Here is a 15,983-nt window from a genome sequence, read left to right as displayed (position 1 = left end):
TTGGGGCCATGTGCTGCCAACCTGGCACATGTGCCATGCCGGGCCATCCAGGCCCGGCCCGTCGGCTGGGCCCGCCTGGCCTGGCCTGGCCTGGCCTGGCCTCGGGCGTCAGGCCTTCTTGGGCTTTTTGCGGGTTGCTGTTTCAGGTTTGGCCTCGGGCTTGCGTGCTTTGGTCTTCACCGCTTTGCTGGACTCCAGTTCGGCTTCGAGCCGCTCGCACAATGTCCGCAGCACCTTCACGCGGGCGTGGTTCTTGTCATTGGCTTCCACCAGGGTCCAGGGAGCGTTGCCTGTGCTGGTGCGCTCCACCATGTCGCAGATGGCCTGTTGGTAGGCATCCCATTTTTCGCGGTTGCGCCAGTCTTCCTCGGTGATCTTGAAGCGCTTGAAATCAATGGCTTCACGCTCCTGGAAGCGGCGCAGCTGTTCCTCCTGGCTGATCTGCAGCCAGAACTTCACCACGATGGTGCCGGCATCGGCCAGCTCGTGCTCGAAGTCATTGATCTCGGAGTAGGCGCGCTGCCAGTCGGCTTCGCTGCAAAAGCCCTCAATGCGTTCCACCAGCACGCGACCGTACCAGGTGCGGTCGAAGATGCTGATGTTGCCCTGGCGGGGCAGGTGGCGCCAGAAGCGCCACAGATAGGGTTGCGCGCGCTCTTCCTCGCTGGGGGCGGCCACCGGAATCACCTGGTATTGGCGCGCATCCAAGGCCGCGCCGATGCGGCGTATGGCGCCGCCCTTGCCCGCTGCGTCCGGCCCTTCGAAGGCGCAGACCAGGGCACGCTGGCGAAAGCCTGGGTGGCGCACCAGCTCGGCCAGGAGCCCCTGCCAATGCGCCAGCTCGGTCTTGTACGACTTGTCGGCCAGGGAGCGGGCTAGGTCGAGTTGCGACAGCACATTGCGCCCGTCGGTGTCCACCCGCAGCAGGGGGGCTGCGGGGGGCGGCGGTGCGTTGGTGGCAGCGGGCTGGGCCAGGCGTTCGCGCAGCGCCTTGAGCACCAACTGCCCCACGGTCAGTGAGCGGTAGCGGTCGTCATTGCCCTCCAGCACGATCCAGGGCGCCTGGGCCGTGTTGGTGATGCGCAGCAGGTGGCCGGCGGCATCCTGCAGCTGGTCGTAGGTTTTGAGCCGATCCCAGTTCCAGCGGCTGACGCGCCAAGCCGTGCGCGGGTCGCTCTCCAGGGCTTTGAGGCGCTCGCGCTGCGCGTCCTTGGTGAGGTGGAACCAGAACTTCAGGATCAGAGCGCCCTCCTGGGCCAGCATGGCCTCGAAGCGGTTGATCTGGGCGGCCCGGGCATCCAGCTCGGGCAGGGTGATCTCGCCTGCGATGCGTTGTCGGATCGGGTCCGAGTACCAGGATCCAGCAAAGATGCCCAGCCTCCCCTTGGGCGGCAGCGAGCGCCAATAGCGCCACATCGGGGGGCGTTCACGTTCCTCGTCCGTCGGCTCGGAAAAGGCCAGGGTCGACAGGAATCGCGAGTCCATCCACTCGTAGAGCAGGTTGATGGCTTCGCCCTTGCCGGCGCCGTCCTGACCGCTGATCAGCAGCAGCACGGGGAAGGGCTTTTTCTCATACAGCTCAGCCTGGGCCTGCAGCAGGCCCGTGCGCAATTCGGGGACGGCGGCCTTGTAGGCGGCTTTGCTGATCTTGTGGCCCAGCTCGGCAGATTCAAACATCGGGACAGGCTCCTGTGGGCAAGAAGGGGCTCAGGGCTTGCCGATGGGGCGCCCCTGAGGTGGCAGGCGCTTGGCCGTCATCACCAGCACCAGGCAGTCCTGGGCGCTGAGCATCGGAAACCGCTCTTTCAACGCCCGGTAGGCCAGGTGATCGTGGGAGCTGGCGCTGCCCCAGCCATTTTGCTGCGAAAAAAACGGCGAGAGCATCTCAAAGGCTTCGAGGAAGATCGCGCGCAGATCGGACCGCGCGCGGCGCTCAGCTTGAATGGCTTCGGTGGGCATGGATTCCTTTCCGGGGCCCGATGCCTTCCTGGGGCAAGGCCTGCACTGAATGTATCGATTGCTGCCAGGCCTGTGTGGACTGCTGGATTGATGTGGGGCAAGCTCGGGTCAAATCGACCTCGATCAGACGGCTTGGCCCGGAGGGGCGGTGGAATCGTGCACACTCGGGCCCATGCGGCCCAGCCCACCACGGGCCTGGGGTCAGTCGCTGGCCGGGATGGTTGGCGAGCTTGTTGACGAGGAGATCATGAGCAAGGCGTTCACGCGAGAGTCGGAATCCGGGGCGGACGATGACGAAGACCTGGGTCTGCCGGCCCTGCCTGCGGGCACACGCAACTACATCACGGCTGCGGGCTACCAGCGGCTGCGTGACGAGCTGTTCCAGTTGATTGACGAAGAGCGGCCCAAGGTGGTGGATGTGGTGCACTGGGCGGCCAGCAATGGCGACCGTTCGGAAAACGGCGACTACCTGTACGGCAAAAAGCGCCTGCGCGAGATCGACCGCCGCATCCGCTTTCTGACCAAGCGCCTGGAGATCGCCGAGGTCACCGACCCCAGCGTGCACCACGGCAGCGATCAGGTGTTCTTCGGTGCCACGGTCACCTACGAAGACGACGAGGGGGTGCAGCGCACGGTCACCATCATGGGCATCGACGAGGCCGACAGTGCCTCGGGGCAGGTGAGTTGGATCTCGCCGGTGTCGCGCGCCTTGCTCAAGGCCCGTGAAGGAGACGTGGTCAAGCTGATCACGCCCTCGGGGGCCCGCGACATCGAGATCCTGCAGGTGGTCTATCCGGCGCCTGTCGCGGCGGGCTGAGCCCGCCTGCTCGTCCGTCAGGCCCCGGGCTTGATGCGCGCTGCCCGCAGCACGGTGGGCGTGCGCTGCAGATGGCGCAGGGCGGCATCCAGGTGCGGGGTGTCCTGCACCGACACCAGAAAGCGCAGCTCGGCGGTGCTGGCCGGGCCCTCATCACCCATGTCCACATGGGTGATGTCCACCTCGGAGGCGGCCAGATCGGCGGCCACGCGGGCCAGCACGCCCTTGCCATTGGTCACGGTGACCACCAGCCCGGTCTCGAATGGACGCACGGGCTCGTCGGCCCAGTCCACCGCGATGAAGCGTTCGCTGTCCTTGTGCTGCAGGCGCTTGGCGGTGGCGCAGTCGGCGGTGTGCACCACCAGGCCCTCGCCACGGCCCAGGTAGCCGACGATGGCGTCGCCAGGGATGGGGCGGCAACAGGGGGCGTACTTGACCGAGGCGTTTTCACTGCCATCGAGCAGCACGGCGCCTTGCGACAGCTTTTCATGCGAGGTGTAGCGTTCGCGCGTCAGCAGCAGGGCATCGCGCTTTTCGCCGCCCTCGGTCATCAGCACGGTCAGGCGCTTGGCCACCATGCTGGCAATGCGCTTGCCCAGGCCGATGTCGGTCATCAGTTCGCTGCGCGTCTTGTTGCCGGTGAAGCGCAGCAGCTTGTCCCAGATGCCCGGGAAGTGCGGGTCACGGGTTTCCGGCAGCCGGTCGATGCCCTCGGCGCGCAGGGCCTGGATCAGCAGCTTTTCGCCCAGCGATTCAGACTCGGTCTGGGCCAGTGTCTTCAGGTAATGGCGGATCTTGGAGCGGGCCCGCCCGGTGCGCACAAAGCCCAGCCAGGCCGGGTTGGGTGAGGACACCGGGGCGGTGACCACCTCGACCACATCGCCGTTCTTGAGTTCGGTGCGCAGCGGCACCTGCTCGCCATTGATCTTGCCCGCCACGGTGCGGTCGCCAATGTTGCTGTGGATGGCGTAGGCAAAGTCGACGATGGTGGCGCCGCGTGGCAGCGCCATGATCTGGCTCTTGGGCGTGAACACATAGACGGCATCGGGGAAGAGGTCGACCTTGACGTGGTCCCAGAACTCGGCGGCATCGCGGGTTTCGTTCTGGATGTCGAGCAGCGACTGCAGCCATTGGGTGCCCAGGCGCTCGGACGGATCGCCTTCGTGGTCGGAGGCCTTGTACAGCCAGTGGGCGGCCACACCGGCTTCGGCCACCATGTGCATCTCCTCGGTTCGCATCTGGAACTCGATGTTGATGCCCGAGGGGCCCACCAGCGTCGTGTGCAGCGACTGGTAGCCGTTCACCTTGGCAATCGCGATGTGGTCCTTGAACTTGCCCGGCACCGGCTTGTACATCTGGTGCAGCACGCCGAGCGCCGTGTAGCAGTCGGTGATGCCCGGCACGATGATGCGAAAGCCGTAGATGTCGGTCACCTGGGCAAAGCTCAGGTGCTTTTCGTCCATCTTGCAATAGATCGAATACAGGGTTTTTTCGCGCCCGGCCATGCGGATGCGCATGCCCAGCGTGGCAAAGGCGGCATCGACATCGGCCTGCACCTTCTGGATCAGGTCGCGGCGTCGGCTGCGGGCCTTGGCCACGGCCTTGGCCAGGATGGCGTAGCGCCAGGGGTGCAGGTGGCGGAACGACAGGTCCTGCAGTTCACGGTAGGTCTGGTTCAGCCCCAGGCGGTGGGCGATCGGGGCATAGATGTCGAGCGTCTCGGAGGCGATGCGGCCCCATTTGCTCTTGGGCATGTCCGACATCGTGCGCATGTTGTGCGTGCGGTCGGCCAGCTTGATCAGGATCACCCGCACATCGCGCGCCATGGCCAGCAGCATCTTGCGGAAGGACTCGGCCTGGTTCTCTTCGCGGGTGTTGAACTGCAGCTTGTCCAGCTTGGTCAGCCCGTCCACCAGCTCAGCCACCTGCAGGCCGAAGCGGTCGACCAGTTCGGCCTTGGTCACGCCGCAGTCTTCCAGCGCGTCGTGTAGCAGGGCCGCCATCAGGGCCTGGGCATCGAGCTTCCAGACGGCGCACTGGGCCGCCACGGCGATGGGGTGGGTGATGTAGGGTTCGCCACTGTTGCGCAACTGGCCCAGGTGGGCGGCGTCGGCAAACCGGTAGGCCTGGCGCACCTGCTCGATGCCGGCCGGGCCCAGGTAGCCCAGGCCGTCGACCAGGGCGGCAAAGCTTGCCGCAGCAGCGTTGGCCGCGGCGGTCGTGGTGGAGCCGGCGGCCGCGGCAGCACTTTTCGGAGGCGTGGCAGAGGAAGAGGGCAGCACCGCAGTCATGCTTCTAATGTAGCGCTGTCAGGGATGAGTGGGAGAAAGGGCAAAAAAAAGCACCGCAGCTGCGGTGCTTTTTCGGCGCCAGGGGCGCGAACGGGTTCAGGGAACCTTCTTGAGCATTTCCAGGCCGATCTTGCCTTCAGCGATTTCACGCAGGGCGGTCACGGCGGGCTTGTTCTTGCTTTCGATCTTGGGCGAGTGGCCCTGGCTCAGCATGCGGGCACGGTAGGTGGCCGCCAGAACCAGCTGGAAGCGGTTCGGGATATTGACCAGGCAATCTTCAACGGTAATGCGTGCCATGAGGGTTCTCCGCCGGCTAGGCTATGTTCAGTGAGTGGAAGGTGTCAGCCCGGGCGCGTCGCTGGGCTGCATACTTGAGACGCTGGGCGTGCACCACGGCTTTCATGTCGAAAAGGGCGCGCTCAAACAATTCGTTGATTATAACGAAGTCGAATTTCGAGGCCTGCGCCATCTCGACCGCGGCGTTCTTCAGGCGCAGTTCGATCACGTCCGGGGCGTCTTCGCCGCGGCGCTCCAGGCGCGAGCGCAGCTCTTCCCAGCTGGGCGGCAGGATGAAGATCAGGATGGCGTTGGCAAACGCCTTCTTGATCTGGATGGCGCCCTGGAAGTCGATCTCCAGCACCACGTCGGCGCCTTCGGCGATTCGCTCCTCGATGGCCTTTTTCGAGGTGCCATACCGGTTGCCATGCACATGGGCCCACTCGATGAAGGCGTTGTTGGCCACCATCGAATCAAATTCGGGCTGGGACACGAAGAAGTACTCGCGGCCGTGCTTTTCCTGGCCGCGCGGCGGCCGGGTGGTGTGCGACACGGAGGGCTGGACACGCGAGTCCAGTTCCAGCAGAGCCTTCACAAGGCTGGACTTGCCGGCCCCGCTGGGGGCGGCCACGACAAACAGGTTTCCTGGGTAATCCATGATGAGGTCAGGGTCTGGGTTGGGCTCGGGGGGCTTATTCGATGTTCTGGACTTGTTCGCGCATCTGCTCGATCAGCACCTTCATGTCCACGCTGATGCGGGTCAGTTCCAGGGCGGCCGATTTCGAGCCCAGGGTGTTGGCCTCGCGGTGCAGTTCCTGGATCAGGAAGTCGAGCCGTTTGCCCAGCTCGCCGCCCTTGCCGAGCAGGCGCTCGAGCTCGTCCAGGTGCGAATCCAGGCGGGTGATCTCTTCGGCCACATCGATGCGGATGGCAAAGGCCGTGGCTTCGGACAGGGCGCGGTCCTGGGCGGCCTCGGGCAGGGTGCTGCCCTCGGTCAGGTTCATGGCCTCTTTCCAGCGCTCCAGAAAGCGCTGGCGCTGCTGTTCCACCAGTTGCGGAACCAGCGGCGTGGCCTGGGCCGCCAGGGCGCGCAGCTGGCCGATGCGGTCTTGCAGCATGGTGCTCAGGCGGGCGCCTTCGCGCTGACGCGCCGACAGCAGCTCCTTGACCACCTTGGCGGCCAGGGCCTGCACCTCTTCGGCGCTGGGCAGCAGGGTATGGGTGTCCGAGCCGCCCAGGCGGATCACGTCGGCCACGCTCAGAGGCGTGGCCTGGGGCAGCCAGGCCCGCACCTGGTCCTGGATGGCATTGAGCTTCTGCAGCTGGCGGGTGGTCGGCTCTTTCAGGCCGTCGCCGCCTTCTTGCTCGAGCGCGGCGCGCACCTCGACTTTGCCGCGCTTGAGCTTGGCGGTCAGCAGCTCGCGCAAGGCGGGCTCGTGCTGGCGCAACTCTTCGGGCAGCCGGAAGCTCAGGTCCAGAAAGCGGCTGTTCACAGCGCGAATTTCCAGGCCGAACCGGGTGGTGGCACTGCTTTTGGCGTCGCCGCCGACCTCAGGGGTGGCCACGTCCTGCTGGGCAGTGGCGTAACCGGTCATGCTGTAAACTGGCATTGGGTTCTATTACATAAATCAATACAGGGATTATCCCGCCTGGACGGGGTGCCCGTCCCGTCTATCTCCACATGTCGAAGGTCAAACCGGCACCGCTTCCACCGGATACCGTCATCGGTGGCTACCGCGTGGTGCGTCGTCTCTCTGCGGGCGGCTTCGGTGTGGTGTACCTGGCCCTGGACATGGAAGGCCAGCAGGTCGCCGTCAAAGAGTACTTGCCTTCATCGCTGGCCACGCGCGGCGCTGGCGAGTTGCTGCCCCGGGTGCAGCCCGAAAAACTCTCGCTGTACCGGCTCGGCCTGAAGAGCTTCTTTGAAGAGGGGCGCTCGCTGGCCCAGATCTCCCACCCCTCGGTGGTGAGCGTGCTGAACTTCTTCCGCGAGAACGAAACCGTCTACATGGTGATGAACTACCTGGAGGGGGCCACCCTGCAGGACTTCATCATCACCGCGCGCGACCTGAAAACCCAGAAGGTGTTCCGCGAATCGACCATCCGCTCGCTGTTCGACGAGGTCTTGCGCGGCCTGCGCATCGTGCACCAGCACAAGATGCTGCACCTGGACATCAAGCCCGCCAACATCTTCATCACCGACGACAACAAGGCGGTGCTGATCGACTTCGGTGCCGCCCGCGAAGTGCTGTCCAAAGAGGGCAATTTCATCCGCCCGATGTACACGCCCGGCTTTGCCGCCCCCGAGATGTACCGGCGCGATGCGGCCATGGGCCCCTGGACCGACATCTACGCCATCGGCGCCTGCATCTACGCCTGCATGCAGGGCTACCCGCCCAACGAAGCCCCCCAGCGCATCGAAAAAGACCGCCTCTCGCTGGCCCTGTCGCGCCTGCGCGGGGTCTACTCCGACAACCTGATCGAGGTGGTCGAGTGGTGCATGGCGCTCGATCCGCTGGCCCGCCCGCAGTCGGTGTTTGCGCTGCAAAAAGAACTCAGCCGCGAGGGCGAGCGCCGCTACACCAAGCTCTCCGTGGGCGAGAAGGTGCGCTTGCAATTCGACACCCTGGTGTCCGACAACAAGAAGAAAACCGGCCGTGAACCCACGGACGTGGGTGCGAAACCGAAATGAAATTCTCAGTTTTCCAGGTCAGCCGCCGCGGAGGTCGTGAAAAGAACGAAGACCGCATGGGCTATTGCTACACCCGTGACTCGGCCCTGTTCGTGCTGGCCGACGGCATGGGGGGGCACCCCGAGGGCGAGGTGGCGGCCCAGATCGCCTTGCAGACCATCTCGGCCCTGTTCCAGCGCGATGCCCAGCCCCGACTGGCCGACGTGACCGAGTTCCTGACCACCGCGCTGATGGCCGCGCACCACCAGATCCTGCGCTACGCCGCCGACAAGGGCATGCTCGACACCCCGCGCACCACCCTGGTGGCCGGGGTGGTGCAAAGCGGCAGCGCCAGCTGGGTGCACTGTGGTGACTCGCGCCTGTACCTGGTGCGCGATGCCGAGCTGCTCACCCGCACCCGCGACCACTCCTACATGGAGCACCGCAGCCCGACCATGATGCTGCCCGAGCGCATCAACCGCAACGTGCTGTTCACCTGCCTGGGTTCGCCCACCAAGCCCGTCTTCGACGTCACCGGGCCGGTCATCCTGCAGCAGGGCGACAAGATCATGTTGTGCTCCGACGGCCTGTGGGGCAGCGTCCCTGACGACGACATCGTGCGCCACCTGAGCCGCCTGTCCGTGTCCGAGGCGGTGCCCGAGCTGGTCGAGACCGCCCTGCGCAAGGCCGGAGAGAGCAGCGACAACGTCACCGTGATCGCGCTCGAGTGGGAGACCCCCGACACCTTCGAATCCACCCGCGGCATCTCCACCGACAGCATCAGCGAAGGGGTGTTCGCCTCGACCATCCAGTCGGGGGCCCTGGACAATTTTGTCGACGATCTGGACGATGCGGCCATCGAGCGCTCCATCGCCGAGATCAACGAAGCCATCCGCCGCTCGGCCCAGCGCAAGCACTGAGCAGGCCCTCGAGCACCCCGTGTTGCCCTGGATTGCCCCGGTGCGGCGACAGGGCATCCCGGCCCGGGCTTGAACCCGGGCCTGCGGCGGGTTCCAATCACGCCCTGCCGGCCGCCTGGCCGGCCTGTTTCATCTCAACGGACAACTCACCATGACGGCCACCCCCACCTCTTTCCAACGCAGCCAGCAGCGTGCCGCGGCCCAATTGCGCCCGGTGCGCATCACGCGCGGCTACACCATGCACGCCGAAGGCTCGGTGCTGATCGAGTTCGGCCATACCAAGGTGCTGTGCACCGCTTCGGTTGAAGAGAAGGTGCCTCCGCACAAGCGCGGCAGCGGTGAAGGCTGGGTGACCGCCGAGTACGGCATGCTGCCACGCGCCACCCACACCCGCAGCGACCGCGAGGCCGCCCGCGGCAAGCAGACCGGCCGCACCCAGGAGATCCAGCGCCTGATCGGGCGCTCGTTGCGCGCGGTGTTCGACCTCAAGCGCCTCGGTGAACGCACCCTGCACCTCGACTGCGATGTGCTGCAGGCCGACGGTGGCACCCGCACGGCGGCCATCACCGGCGCCTTCGTGGCGGCCCAGGACGCGGTCAACGGCCTGTTGGCCGCGGGCAAGATCAGCCAGTCGCCCATCCTCGACCAGGTGGCCGCCATCTCGGTGGGCATCGTCGAAGGCACGCCCTTGCTGGACTTGGAGTACACCGAAGACTCGGCCTGCGACACCGACATGAATGTGGTCATGACCGGCGCCGGCCACTATGTGGAAGTGCAGGGCACCGCCGAAGGCGCGGCCTTCACCCGCCGCGAGATGGACCAGCTGCTCGGCCTGGCCGAAGCCGGCATTGCCGAACTGGTGCTGCTGCAAAAGCAGGCCCTGGCGGCCTGAAATCGCGATACCCCTGGATGTGAGAACACTGTCATGAAACTGGTCCTGGCCTCCAACAACCAAGGCAAGCTGGCCGAACTGCAAGCCCTGTTCGCCCCCCTGGGCGTCGAACTGGTGCGCCAGGGCGAGCTGGGCATCCCCGAAGCCGCCGAGCCCTTTCGCACCTTTGTCGAAAATGCGCTGGCCAAGGCGCGGCACGCCAGCGCCCACAGCGGCCTGCCGGCCCTGGCCGATGACGCCGGCCTGTGCGTGGACGCCTTCGGCGGCCTGCCCGGTGTCGACACCGCCTACTACGCCACCCAGTTCGGCTACCCCAAGGGCGACGACAACAATGTGCGCGCCCTGCTCGAGCAGATGCAGGGCATCGAACAACGCCGTGCCGCCCTGGTCAGCACCCTGGTGGCGGTGCGCTCGCCCGAAGACCCCGAGCCCCTGATCGCGGTGGGCCGCGCCGTGGGCCAGATCACCCGCCAGCCGGTGGGTGAGCATGGCTTTGGCTTCGACCCGGTGATGTTCATCCCCGAGTTCGGCCAGACCTTTGCCCAACTGCCCCCCGAGGTCAAGAACGCCCACAGCCACCGCGGCCGGGCGGCTCAGCAGATGCTGCAGCTCATGCGCGCCAACTGGCTGCCGGAGGCCACCGCGTGAGCACCCCCGACCTGGCCCACTACATGCGCCCGGGCACCCTCAGCCTGCCCGCGCTGCCACCCCTGTCGCTGTACGTGCACCTGCCCTGGTGCCTCAAGAAGTGCCCCTACTGCGATTTCAACTCGCACGAGTTCCGGGGTGAGGGCGGCGAGCCCGCCCCGGCCCCCGAGGCGCGCTACATCGCCGCCCTGATGGCCGACCTGGAGGCCTCGCTGCCCCTGGTCTGGGGCCGTTCGGTGCACAGCATCTTCATCGGGGGCGGCACGCCCAGCCTGTTCTCACCCGAATCGATCGACCAGCTCATCAGCGGTCTGCGGGCCCGCCTGCGCCTGGAGGCCGAGTGCGAGATCACCCTCGAAGCCAACCCTGGCACCTTCGAGAAAGACCGCTTCCGCGCCTTCCGCCAGGCCGGCGTGACCCGCCTCTCGGTGGGGGTGCAGAGCTTCAACGACCAGCATCTCAAGGCCTTGGGCCGGGTGCATGACCGCGCCCAGGCCCTGGCAGCGGTGGAAGAGGCGCGCAGCGCCTTCGACACCTTCAACCTCGACCTGATGTACGCGCTGCCCGGCCAGAGCCTGGACGAGTTCTCGCAAGACCTGGACACCGCGCTGGCGCTGGCGCCCCCGCACCTCTCGGTCTACCACCTGACCATCGAGCCCAACACCTATTTCGCCAAGTACCCGCCGGTGGTGCCCGAGGACGACACCGCCTACGCCATGCTGGACCTGATCACCGAGCGCACCGCGGCCCGAGGCATGCAGCGCTACGAGGTGTCGGCCTATGCCCAGCCCGGCCATGGCTGCTTTCACAACACCAATTACTGGCAGTTCGGCGACTATCTGGGCATAGGCGCCGGGGCGCACGGCAAGCTCAGCTTTGCGCACCGCGTCGTCCGCCAGGTGCGGGTGCGCGAGCCGCGCCTGTACATGGACAAGGCCCTGGCCGGCGAAGCCATCGCGCAAGAGACCGAAGTCAAGCGCAGCGAACTGCCCTTCGAGTACATGCTCAACGCGTTGCGCCTGCGCGAAGGCTTTGCCCTGCAGGATTTTTGTGACCGCACCGGCCTGCCCCTGTCGGCCATCGCCGCCGGCCTGGACGAGGCCGAGCGCAAGGGCCTGATCGAGCGCGACTTCGCCCGCGTCAAGCCCACCGAGCGGGGCTTTGACTTCCTGAGCGACCTGCAGGCCCTGTTCCTGGTCTGAGGCCGCAGGCTCGTCAGCCCAGCAGGCCTTTGAGCAGGCTCAGGCCTTCGGCCACCAGGGGTGATTCGCCCTGGGCGCCCTGGGCCGGCAACTGCCCCTGGGGCGTCAGCCGATCGACGATCTGGGGCAGCCACTGTGCCAACTGGCCCGACAGCTCGGCCGGGTTTAGGCCCAACTGGCCCGCCAGGCGCTGCACCGTGTCACTGCCCAGCACGGCTTGCAGCTGGCTGGCATCGATCGGCAGGTTCTGCCCATTCGAGATCCACGAGGCGACCACATGGGCCATCCCCTGCTGTTCAAACGTCTTCACCAGGCCGGACAGGCCGCCCGTCTGCGGGTCATTGAGCCAATGCAGCACCACCTCGGGCAAGCCGCCTGCCGCGCCGCCGCCCTGCTGGGCTGCCAGGCCCCCGACCGTGCTCAGTACCTGATCGAACAAACCCATGGTGATCCTCTCTTGGCCCGCAGGCGCTTGATAAACGTGTGATCAGTCTAGTTGGAAGGTCTTGACTCGCCTGTGAACAAATCCCGCAAACCTGTATTTCATGATGCGGCGGGTTCATCCTGGGCCACCCGCATGGCGTGTGCCGCAAACGTGTTCACCAACTGGTTGCCATGGCCCGGGCGGGTGGCCAGGGCCATGTCGAGCCGGGCGTCGGCCGGGGTGTCGGTCAGGCGCAGCAGCTTCACGCCCCGGCGCATCTGGTGCCGCGCCACGCCGGCCACCAGGGCCAGGCCCAGGCCGCTTTCCACCAGGCTCAGGATGGTGGCCACCTGCATCGCCTGCTGCGCCACGCGCGGGCTGAAACCCGAGTGCTGGCAGCGCAGCATGGCCAGCGCAAACAGCCCGGGCACCCGGGCCTGCTCGTAAAGAATGAAGGGCTCCTGCGCTACCGCTGACAGGGCGATCGCGCTGCGCCGGGCCAGCGGGCTGTTGCCGGGCACGGCCAGCATGAATTCGTCGCGCTCCAGCACCGTGAACTCGCAGTCGCCGGGCGTCAGCACCGGGTAGCGCACCAGGCCCACGTCCAGCCGCCCGGCGGCCAGGCCATCGAGCGCGGCCTGGGTGGTCGACTCGGTCAGCTCCAGCTCGATCTTCGGGTAGTGGGCGCGAAAACTCGGGATCAGCCGCGGCAGCAGCGAGTAGGTGGCGGTGCCGATGAAGCCCACCCGCAGCAGCCCGCCCAGCCCATGCAGGGCCGCCGTCACCCGTTGGCGGCACTGGGCCGCATGGGCCAGCGCCTTGCGGGCATCGGCCAGCATGGCCTGGCCGGCCGCCGTCAGCACCACGCCGGCCGGCGTGCGGTCGAACAGGGCGCCGCCCAGCTCGTCCTCCAGCTTGCGGATCGACACCGACAGCGGGGGCTGGGCCATGTGCAGGCGCTCGGCCGTGCGGTGGAAGTTGCCGGTTTCGGCCAGATCGACAAATTGCGCCAGTTGCCTGAGGTTCATTTTGATACTCGAACGGTATTGGATCGACGCTAATCAATATTGGACGCCCTGACAAGCGATTCCTACAGTCGATCTCCATGACGGAGACAAACAAGGCGGCCCAGCCACTGGCGGGCCTGCGTGTGGTGGATGCCAGCGCGGTGGTGATGGGCCCCTACGCCAGCCAGTGGCTGGCCGACCTGGGCGCCGAGGTGATCAAGGTGGAGCCGCCCGAGGGCGACTCCACGCGCCACACCGGCCCGGCCGCCGAGGCCGGCATGGCGGCGATCTTTCTGGGCGTGAACCGCAGCAAGCAAAGCGTGGTGATCGACCTCAAGCAGGCCGGCGGCCAGGCCGCGCTGCAGGCCCTGATCGCCGGGGCCGATGTGTTCATGCACAGCATGCGGCCGCAGAAGCTGGCCCCGCTGGGGCTGGACCCGGCCACGCTGTGCCAGCGCCACCCGCGCCTGGTGTTTGCCGGCCTGCATGGCTTTGCCGACGGCGGGCCCTACAGCGGCAAGCCGGCCTACGACGACATCATCCAGGGCCTGTCGGGCAGCGCCGCGCTGATGCAGGCGCAAAGCGGGGTGGCGCGCTACCTGCCCACCATCGCCGCCGACAAGACCTGCGGCCTGGTGGCCGCCCTGGCCATCGTGGCCGCGGTGGTCAAGCGGCAGGCCACGGGGCAGGGCGGTTTTGTCGAGGTGCCCATGTTCGAGACCATGGTGGGCTTCAACCTGGTCGAGCATTTCTATGGTGAGCATTTCGAGCCGGCGCGCTCGGCGCCGGGCTACCCGCGCGTGCTGGCCGATTGGCGCCGCCCCTACGCCACGGCCGACGGCCATGTCTGCCTGATGCCCTACACCGATGCCCACTGGCGCCGCTTCTTCGAGGCGGTGGGCGAGCCCGCCCTGGCGGTGGACCCGCGCTTTGCCAGCATGGCGGCCCGCACCCGCCACATCGAGGCCCTGTACGAAACCACCGGCCGCCTGGTGGCCCGGCACGACACCGCCCACTGGCTGGCCCTGTGCGAGCGCATCGAGGTGCCGGTGGCGCGCATGAACCAGCTCCAAGACCTGCAGCGCGACCCGCACCTGCAGGCCACCGGTTTTTTCGAACCGATCGACGACCCGGCCATGGGCGCGCTGCGCTTTCCTGGCGTGGCCCCGCGCTTTGACGGCCAGCGCGCCCCGGTCGGCCTGCCGCCGCGCCTGGGGGCCGACACGGTGCAAGTGCTGCGCGAGGCCGGCGTGCCCCCCGACACCTTGAACGATTGGCTGGCCACTGGCGCGGTGCAGGCCCATCAACCCCCGGCTTGAAACAGGACTTGCCATGCCTCACCACACGCCCCCATCGCCTCCACCCCCTCCACCACCGCTTCTGGGCCAGGGCTTCCACTGGCAGGACCTGTCGGTGGGCCAGACATTTCGCACCTTCCGGCGCACCATCACCGAGACGGACCTGGTCAATTTCATCTCGTGCACCGGCATGCTGGAGGCGATCTTCATCGATGCCGAGTTCGACGGCGGCGCCATCGCCGGCCGCCCCGTGCCCGGGGCGCTCACCTACACCCTGATCGAGGGGTTCATCCTGCAGACCATGATCCAGGGCACCGGCCTGGCCATGCTGGAGCTGCACCAGAAGATCCTGCACCCGGTGCGGGTGGGCGACACCATCCACGCCCGCATCACCGTGACCGAGGTGCGCCCCACCTCGGCCAAGGGCCGGGCGGTGGTCAGCTCCGACATCACGGTCTTCAACCAGCATGAGATCGAGGTCATGCACTACAGCGCCAAGCGCCTGTTGGCAGGGCGACCCGAATGACGCACCGAATGACGCCCCGAACGACACCCAGGAGCCCCGGCATGCAGCCCAGACCCTTTTTGCGACGCACCCTGGCCGGCCTGGCGCTGGCCGGCTTGTCCTCCCTGGCCCTGGGCCAGGCGGCCCCGGCGTCTTCCCGCTACCCCGACAAGCCCTTGCGCCTGGTGCTGGCCTTTCCGCCCGGCGGCCCGACCGATCTGGTGGCCCGCGTGCTGGCGCAGAAGCTGGGCGAGCAACTGGGGCAGTCGGTGCTGGTCGACAACCGCCCCGGCGCCAACGGCAACATCGCGGCCGAGATGGTGGCCCGCGCCCCGGCCGACGGCTACACCTTGTTCTACAACACCTCGGCCGTGGCGCTCAGCCCGGCGCTGTACAAGAAGCTCAGCTACGACGTGCGCACCGACTTTGCCCCGGTGGCCCTCACCGCGGTGATCCCGCTGGTGCTGGTGGTGCACCCCTCGCTGCCGGTGCACACGCCGGCCGAGTTCCTGGCCTACGCCCGGGCCCAGGGCGAGCGGCTCACCTTCGGCTCGGCGGGCAACGGCAACATCACCCACCTGGGCGCCTTTCTGTTGCTCAAGGGGCAGGGCCTGCAGGCCACCCATGCGCCCTACAAGGGCAGCGCGCCGGCCCTGACCGATCTGGTGGGTGGGCAGCTGCAGTTCATGACCGACACCGTCAACTCGGCCTTGCCCTTCATCCGCGACAAGCGCCTGCGCGCCCTGGCCGTCACCAGCCTCAAGCGCACCAGCGTGCTGCCCGAGGTGCCCACCCTCAGCGAGACCGTGGCCCCGGGCTTCGAGGTGGGGGCCTGGCAGGGCCTGCTGGTGCCGGCGCGCACCCCGCCCGAGATCGTGAACCGGCTCAACGCCGAGCTGCTCAAGGCCCTGGCCAGCCCCGATGTGCGCGCCAAACTGGCCCAGCAGGGGGCCGAGCCCCTGGGCTCGACCCCGGCCGAATACGGCGCCTACATCGACAGCGAAATCCGCCGCTGGACCGAGGTGGTGCGCCAGACCGGCGCCGCCCTCGACTGAGCCGCCGGCGAACTCTGG

General features: G+C 67.1%; 17 protein-coding genes. 9 read left to right on the top strand and 8 right to left on the bottom strand.

The annotated features are described in order from the left end of the window. Positions 1 to 108: 108 nt before the first annotated feature. A complete protein-coding gene (gene pap, locus L880_RS0127315) occupies positions 109 to 1,677 on the bottom strand; it encodes a polyphosphate:AMP phosphotransferase (RefSeq protein WP_027478293.1) in 1,569 nt (522 codons plus the stop codon). Positions 1,678 to 1,707: 30 nt separating this feature from the next. Continuing rightward, positions 1,708 to 1,959 carry a hypothetical protein gene (locus L880_RS33785; RefSeq protein ID WP_043330814.1) on the bottom strand — a complete coding sequence of 84 codons (252 nt, stop codon included), beginning with the start codon at positions 1,957 to 1,959 and terminating at the stop codon, positions 1,708 to 1,710. Between the two features lie 247 nt (positions 1,960 to 2,206). On the opposite strand from L880_RS33785, the gene greB reads away from it, so the two are divergent. Then, entirely contained in the window at positions 2,207 to 2,776 is a 570-nt protein-coding gene (gene greB, locus L880_RS0127305; protein WP_027478292.1) for a transcription elongation factor GreB, read from the top strand. Between the two features lie 17 nt (positions 2,777 to 2,793). On the opposite strand, the gene L880_RS0127300 is transcribed toward greB, so the two are convergent. From L880_RS0127300 to L880_RS0127285, 4 genes are all read right to left on the bottom strand, one after another. Next, a complete protein-coding gene (locus L880_RS0127300; protein WP_027478291.1) occupies positions 2,794 to 5,067 on the bottom strand; it encodes a RelA/SpoT family protein in 2,274 nt (757 codons plus the stop codon). A 96-nt stretch (positions 5,068 to 5,163) separates the two neighbouring features. After that, positions 5,164 to 5,364 carry a DNA-directed RNA polymerase subunit omega gene (gene rpoZ / locus L880_RS0127295; protein WP_027478290.1) on the bottom strand — a complete coding sequence of 67 codons (201 nt, stop codon included), beginning with the start codon at positions 5,362 to 5,364 and terminating at the stop codon, positions 5,164 to 5,166. A gap of 16 nt (positions 5,365 to 5,380) precedes the next feature. Beyond that, a complete protein-coding gene (gene gmk, locus L880_RS0127290; protein ID WP_019577157.1) occupies positions 5,381 to 6,001 on the bottom strand; it encodes a guanylate kinase in 621 nt (206 codons plus the stop codon). A gap of 34 nt (positions 6,002 to 6,035) precedes the next feature. Further along, entirely contained in the window at positions 6,036 to 6,953 is a 918-nt protein-coding gene (locus L880_RS0127285) for a YicC/YloC family endoribonuclease (protein ID WP_084461702.1), read from the bottom strand. A gap of 71 nt (positions 6,954 to 7,024) precedes the next feature. Between L880_RS0127285 and L880_RS0127280 the strand changes: the two genes are divergently transcribed. The 5 genes from L880_RS0127280 (at position 7,025) to hemW (ending at position 11,676) form a co-directional block, all read left to right on the top strand. Further along, positions 7,025 to 8,035, top strand: a complete 1,011-nt coding sequence (locus tag L880_RS0127280; RefSeq protein WP_027478288.1) for a serine/threonine protein kinase — start codon at positions 7,025 to 7,027, stop codon at positions 8,033 to 8,035. After that, the gene (locus L880_RS0127275; protein WP_027478287.1) at positions 8,032 to 8,934 is read left to right on the top strand and encodes a PP2C family protein-serine/threonine phosphatase; all 903 of its coding nucleotides are present in this window, start codon (positions 8,032 to 8,034) and stop codon (positions 8,932 to 8,934) included. Before L880_RS0127280 ends, L880_RS0127275 begins: the two co-directional genes overlap by 4 nt. Before the next feature lie 151 nt (positions 8,935 to 9,085). Continuing rightward, positions 9,086 to 9,826, top strand: coding sequence for a ribonuclease PH (rph, locus tag L880_RS0127270; RefSeq protein ID WP_027478286.1), 741 nt, complete (start codon positions 9,086 to 9,088; stop codon positions 9,824 to 9,826). Between the two features lie 33 nt (positions 9,827 to 9,859). Then, the gene (gene rdgB, locus L880_RS0127265) at positions 9,860 to 10,474 is read left to right on the top strand and encodes an RdgB/HAM1 family non-canonical purine NTP pyrophosphatase (RefSeq protein ID WP_019577152.1); all 615 of its coding nucleotides are present in this window, start codon (positions 9,860 to 9,862) and stop codon (positions 10,472 to 10,474) included. A 23-nt stretch (positions 10,475 to 10,497) separates the two neighbouring features. Next, a complete protein-coding gene (hemW, locus tag L880_RS0127260; RefSeq protein ID WP_245615414.1) occupies positions 10,498 to 11,676 on the top strand; it encodes a radical SAM family heme chaperone HemW in 1,179 nt (392 codons plus the stop codon). 13 nt (positions 11,677 to 11,689) lie between these two features. Here the strand turns inward: hemW and L880_RS0127255 are convergent, their stop codons facing one another. Continuing rightward, positions 11,690 to 12,121 carry a YidB family protein gene (locus L880_RS0127255; protein WP_027478284.1) on the bottom strand — a complete coding sequence of 144 codons (432 nt, stop codon included), beginning with the start codon at positions 12,119 to 12,121 and terminating at the stop codon, positions 11,690 to 11,692. Between the two features lie 98 nt (positions 12,122 to 12,219). Further along, positions 12,220 to 13,128, bottom strand: a complete 909-nt coding sequence (locus L880_RS0127250) for a LysR family transcriptional regulator (protein ID WP_027478283.1) — start codon at positions 13,126 to 13,128, stop codon at positions 12,220 to 12,222. Positions 13,129 to 13,205: 77 nt separating this feature from the next. On the opposite strand from L880_RS0127250, the gene L880_RS0127245 reads away from it, so the two are divergent. From L880_RS0127245 to L880_RS0127235, 3 genes are read left to right on the top strand one after another with little or no spacing between them, the layout of a single operon-like run. Beyond that, positions 13,206 to 14,426 (top strand): CaiB/BaiF CoA transferase family protein, encoded by a 1,221-nt coding sequence (locus L880_RS0127245; protein ID WP_027478282.1) that lies wholly within the window; start codon positions 13,206 to 13,208, stop codon positions 14,424 to 14,426. A gap of 13 nt (positions 14,427 to 14,439) precedes the next feature. Further along, complete coding sequence (locus tag L880_RS0127240) at positions 14,440 to 14,931, top strand: MaoC family dehydratase (RefSeq protein WP_051443629.1); 492 nt, start codon at positions 14,440 to 14,442, stop codon at positions 14,929 to 14,931. 41 nt (positions 14,932 to 14,972) lie between these two features. Further along, entirely contained in the window at positions 14,973 to 15,965 is a 993-nt protein-coding gene (locus L880_RS0127235; RefSeq protein ID WP_027478280.1) for a Bug family tripartite tricarboxylate transporter substrate binding protein, read from the top strand. The last annotated feature ends 18 nt before the right edge of the window (positions 15,966 to 15,983 follow it).

Origin of the sequence: Curvibacter gracilis ATCC BAA-807 (assembly GCF_000518645.1) — a bacterium.
In the GTDB taxonomy this organism is placed as follows: domain Bacteria; phylum Pseudomonadota; class Gammaproteobacteria; order Burkholderiales; family Burkholderiaceae_C; genus Curvibacter; species Curvibacter gracilis.
Note: the sequence above shows the minus strand (reverse complement) of the source record. Positions and strands in the feature narration are given on the sequence as shown.

Excerpts from the sequence above, each read along its gene's own strand:
- rpoZ (WP_027478290.1), bottom strand. The coding sequence starts at position 5,364 with ATGGCACGCATTACCGTTGAAGATTGCCTGGTCAATATCCCGAACCGC.
- L880_RS33785 (WP_043330814.1), bottom strand. The coding sequence starts at position 1,959 with ATGCCCACCGAAGCCATTCAAGCTGAGCGCCGCGCGCGGTCCGATCTG.
- L880_RS0127240 (WP_051443629.1), top strand. The coding sequence starts at position 14,440 with ATGCCTCACCACACGCCCCCATCGCCTCCACCCCCTCCACCACCGCTT.
- rph (WP_027478286.1), top strand. The coding sequence starts at position 9,086 with ATGACGGCCACCCCCACCTCTTTCCAACGCAGCCAGCAGCGTGCCGCG.
- L880_RS0127285 (WP_084461702.1), bottom strand. The coding sequence starts at position 6,953 with ATGCCAGTTTACAGCATGACCGGTTACGCCACTGCCCAGCAGGACGTG.
- L880_RS0127275 (WP_027478287.1), top strand. The coding sequence starts at position 8,032 with ATGAAATTCTCAGTTTTCCAGGTCAGCCGCCGCGGAGGTCGTGAAAAG.
- hemW (WP_245615414.1), top strand. The coding sequence starts at position 10,498 with ATGCGCCCGGGCACCCTCAGCCTGCCCGCGCTGCCACCCCTGTCGCTG.
- gmk (WP_019577157.1), bottom strand. The coding sequence starts at position 6,001 with ATGGATTACCCAGGAAACCTGTTTGTCGTGGCCGCCCCCAGCGGGGCC.
- L880_RS0127235 (WP_027478280.1), top strand. The coding sequence starts at position 14,973 with ATGCAGCCCAGACCCTTTTTGCGACGCACCCTGGCCGGCCTGGCGCTG.
- rdgB (WP_019577152.1), top strand. The coding sequence starts at position 9,860 with ATGAAACTGGTCCTGGCCTCCAACAACCAAGGCAAGCTGGCCGAACTG.
- pap (WP_027478293.1), bottom strand. The coding sequence starts at position 1,677 with ATGTTTGAATCTGCCGAGCTGGGCCACAAGATCAGCAAAGCCGCCTAC.
- L880_RS0127250 (WP_027478283.1), bottom strand. The coding sequence starts at position 13,128 with ATGAACCTCAGGCAACTGGCGCAATTTGTCGATCTGGCCGAAACCGGC.
- greB (WP_027478292.1), top strand. The coding sequence starts at position 2,207 with ATGAGCAAGGCGTTCACGCGAGAGTCGGAATCCGGGGCGGACGATGAC.
- L880_RS0127280 (WP_027478288.1), top strand. The coding sequence starts at position 7,025 with ATGTCGAAGGTCAAACCGGCACCGCTTCCACCGGATACCGTCATCGGT.
- L880_RS0127255 (WP_027478284.1), bottom strand. The coding sequence starts at position 12,121 with ATGGGTTTGTTCGATCAGGTACTGAGCACGGTCGGGGGCCTGGCAGCC.
- L880_RS0127300 (WP_027478291.1), bottom strand. The coding sequence starts at position 5,067 with ATGACTGCGGTGCTGCCCTCTTCCTCTGCCACGCCTCCGAAAAGTGCT.
- L880_RS0127245 (WP_027478282.1), top strand. The coding sequence starts at position 13,206 with ATGACGGAGACAAACAAGGCGGCCCAGCCACTGGCGGGCCTGCGTGTG.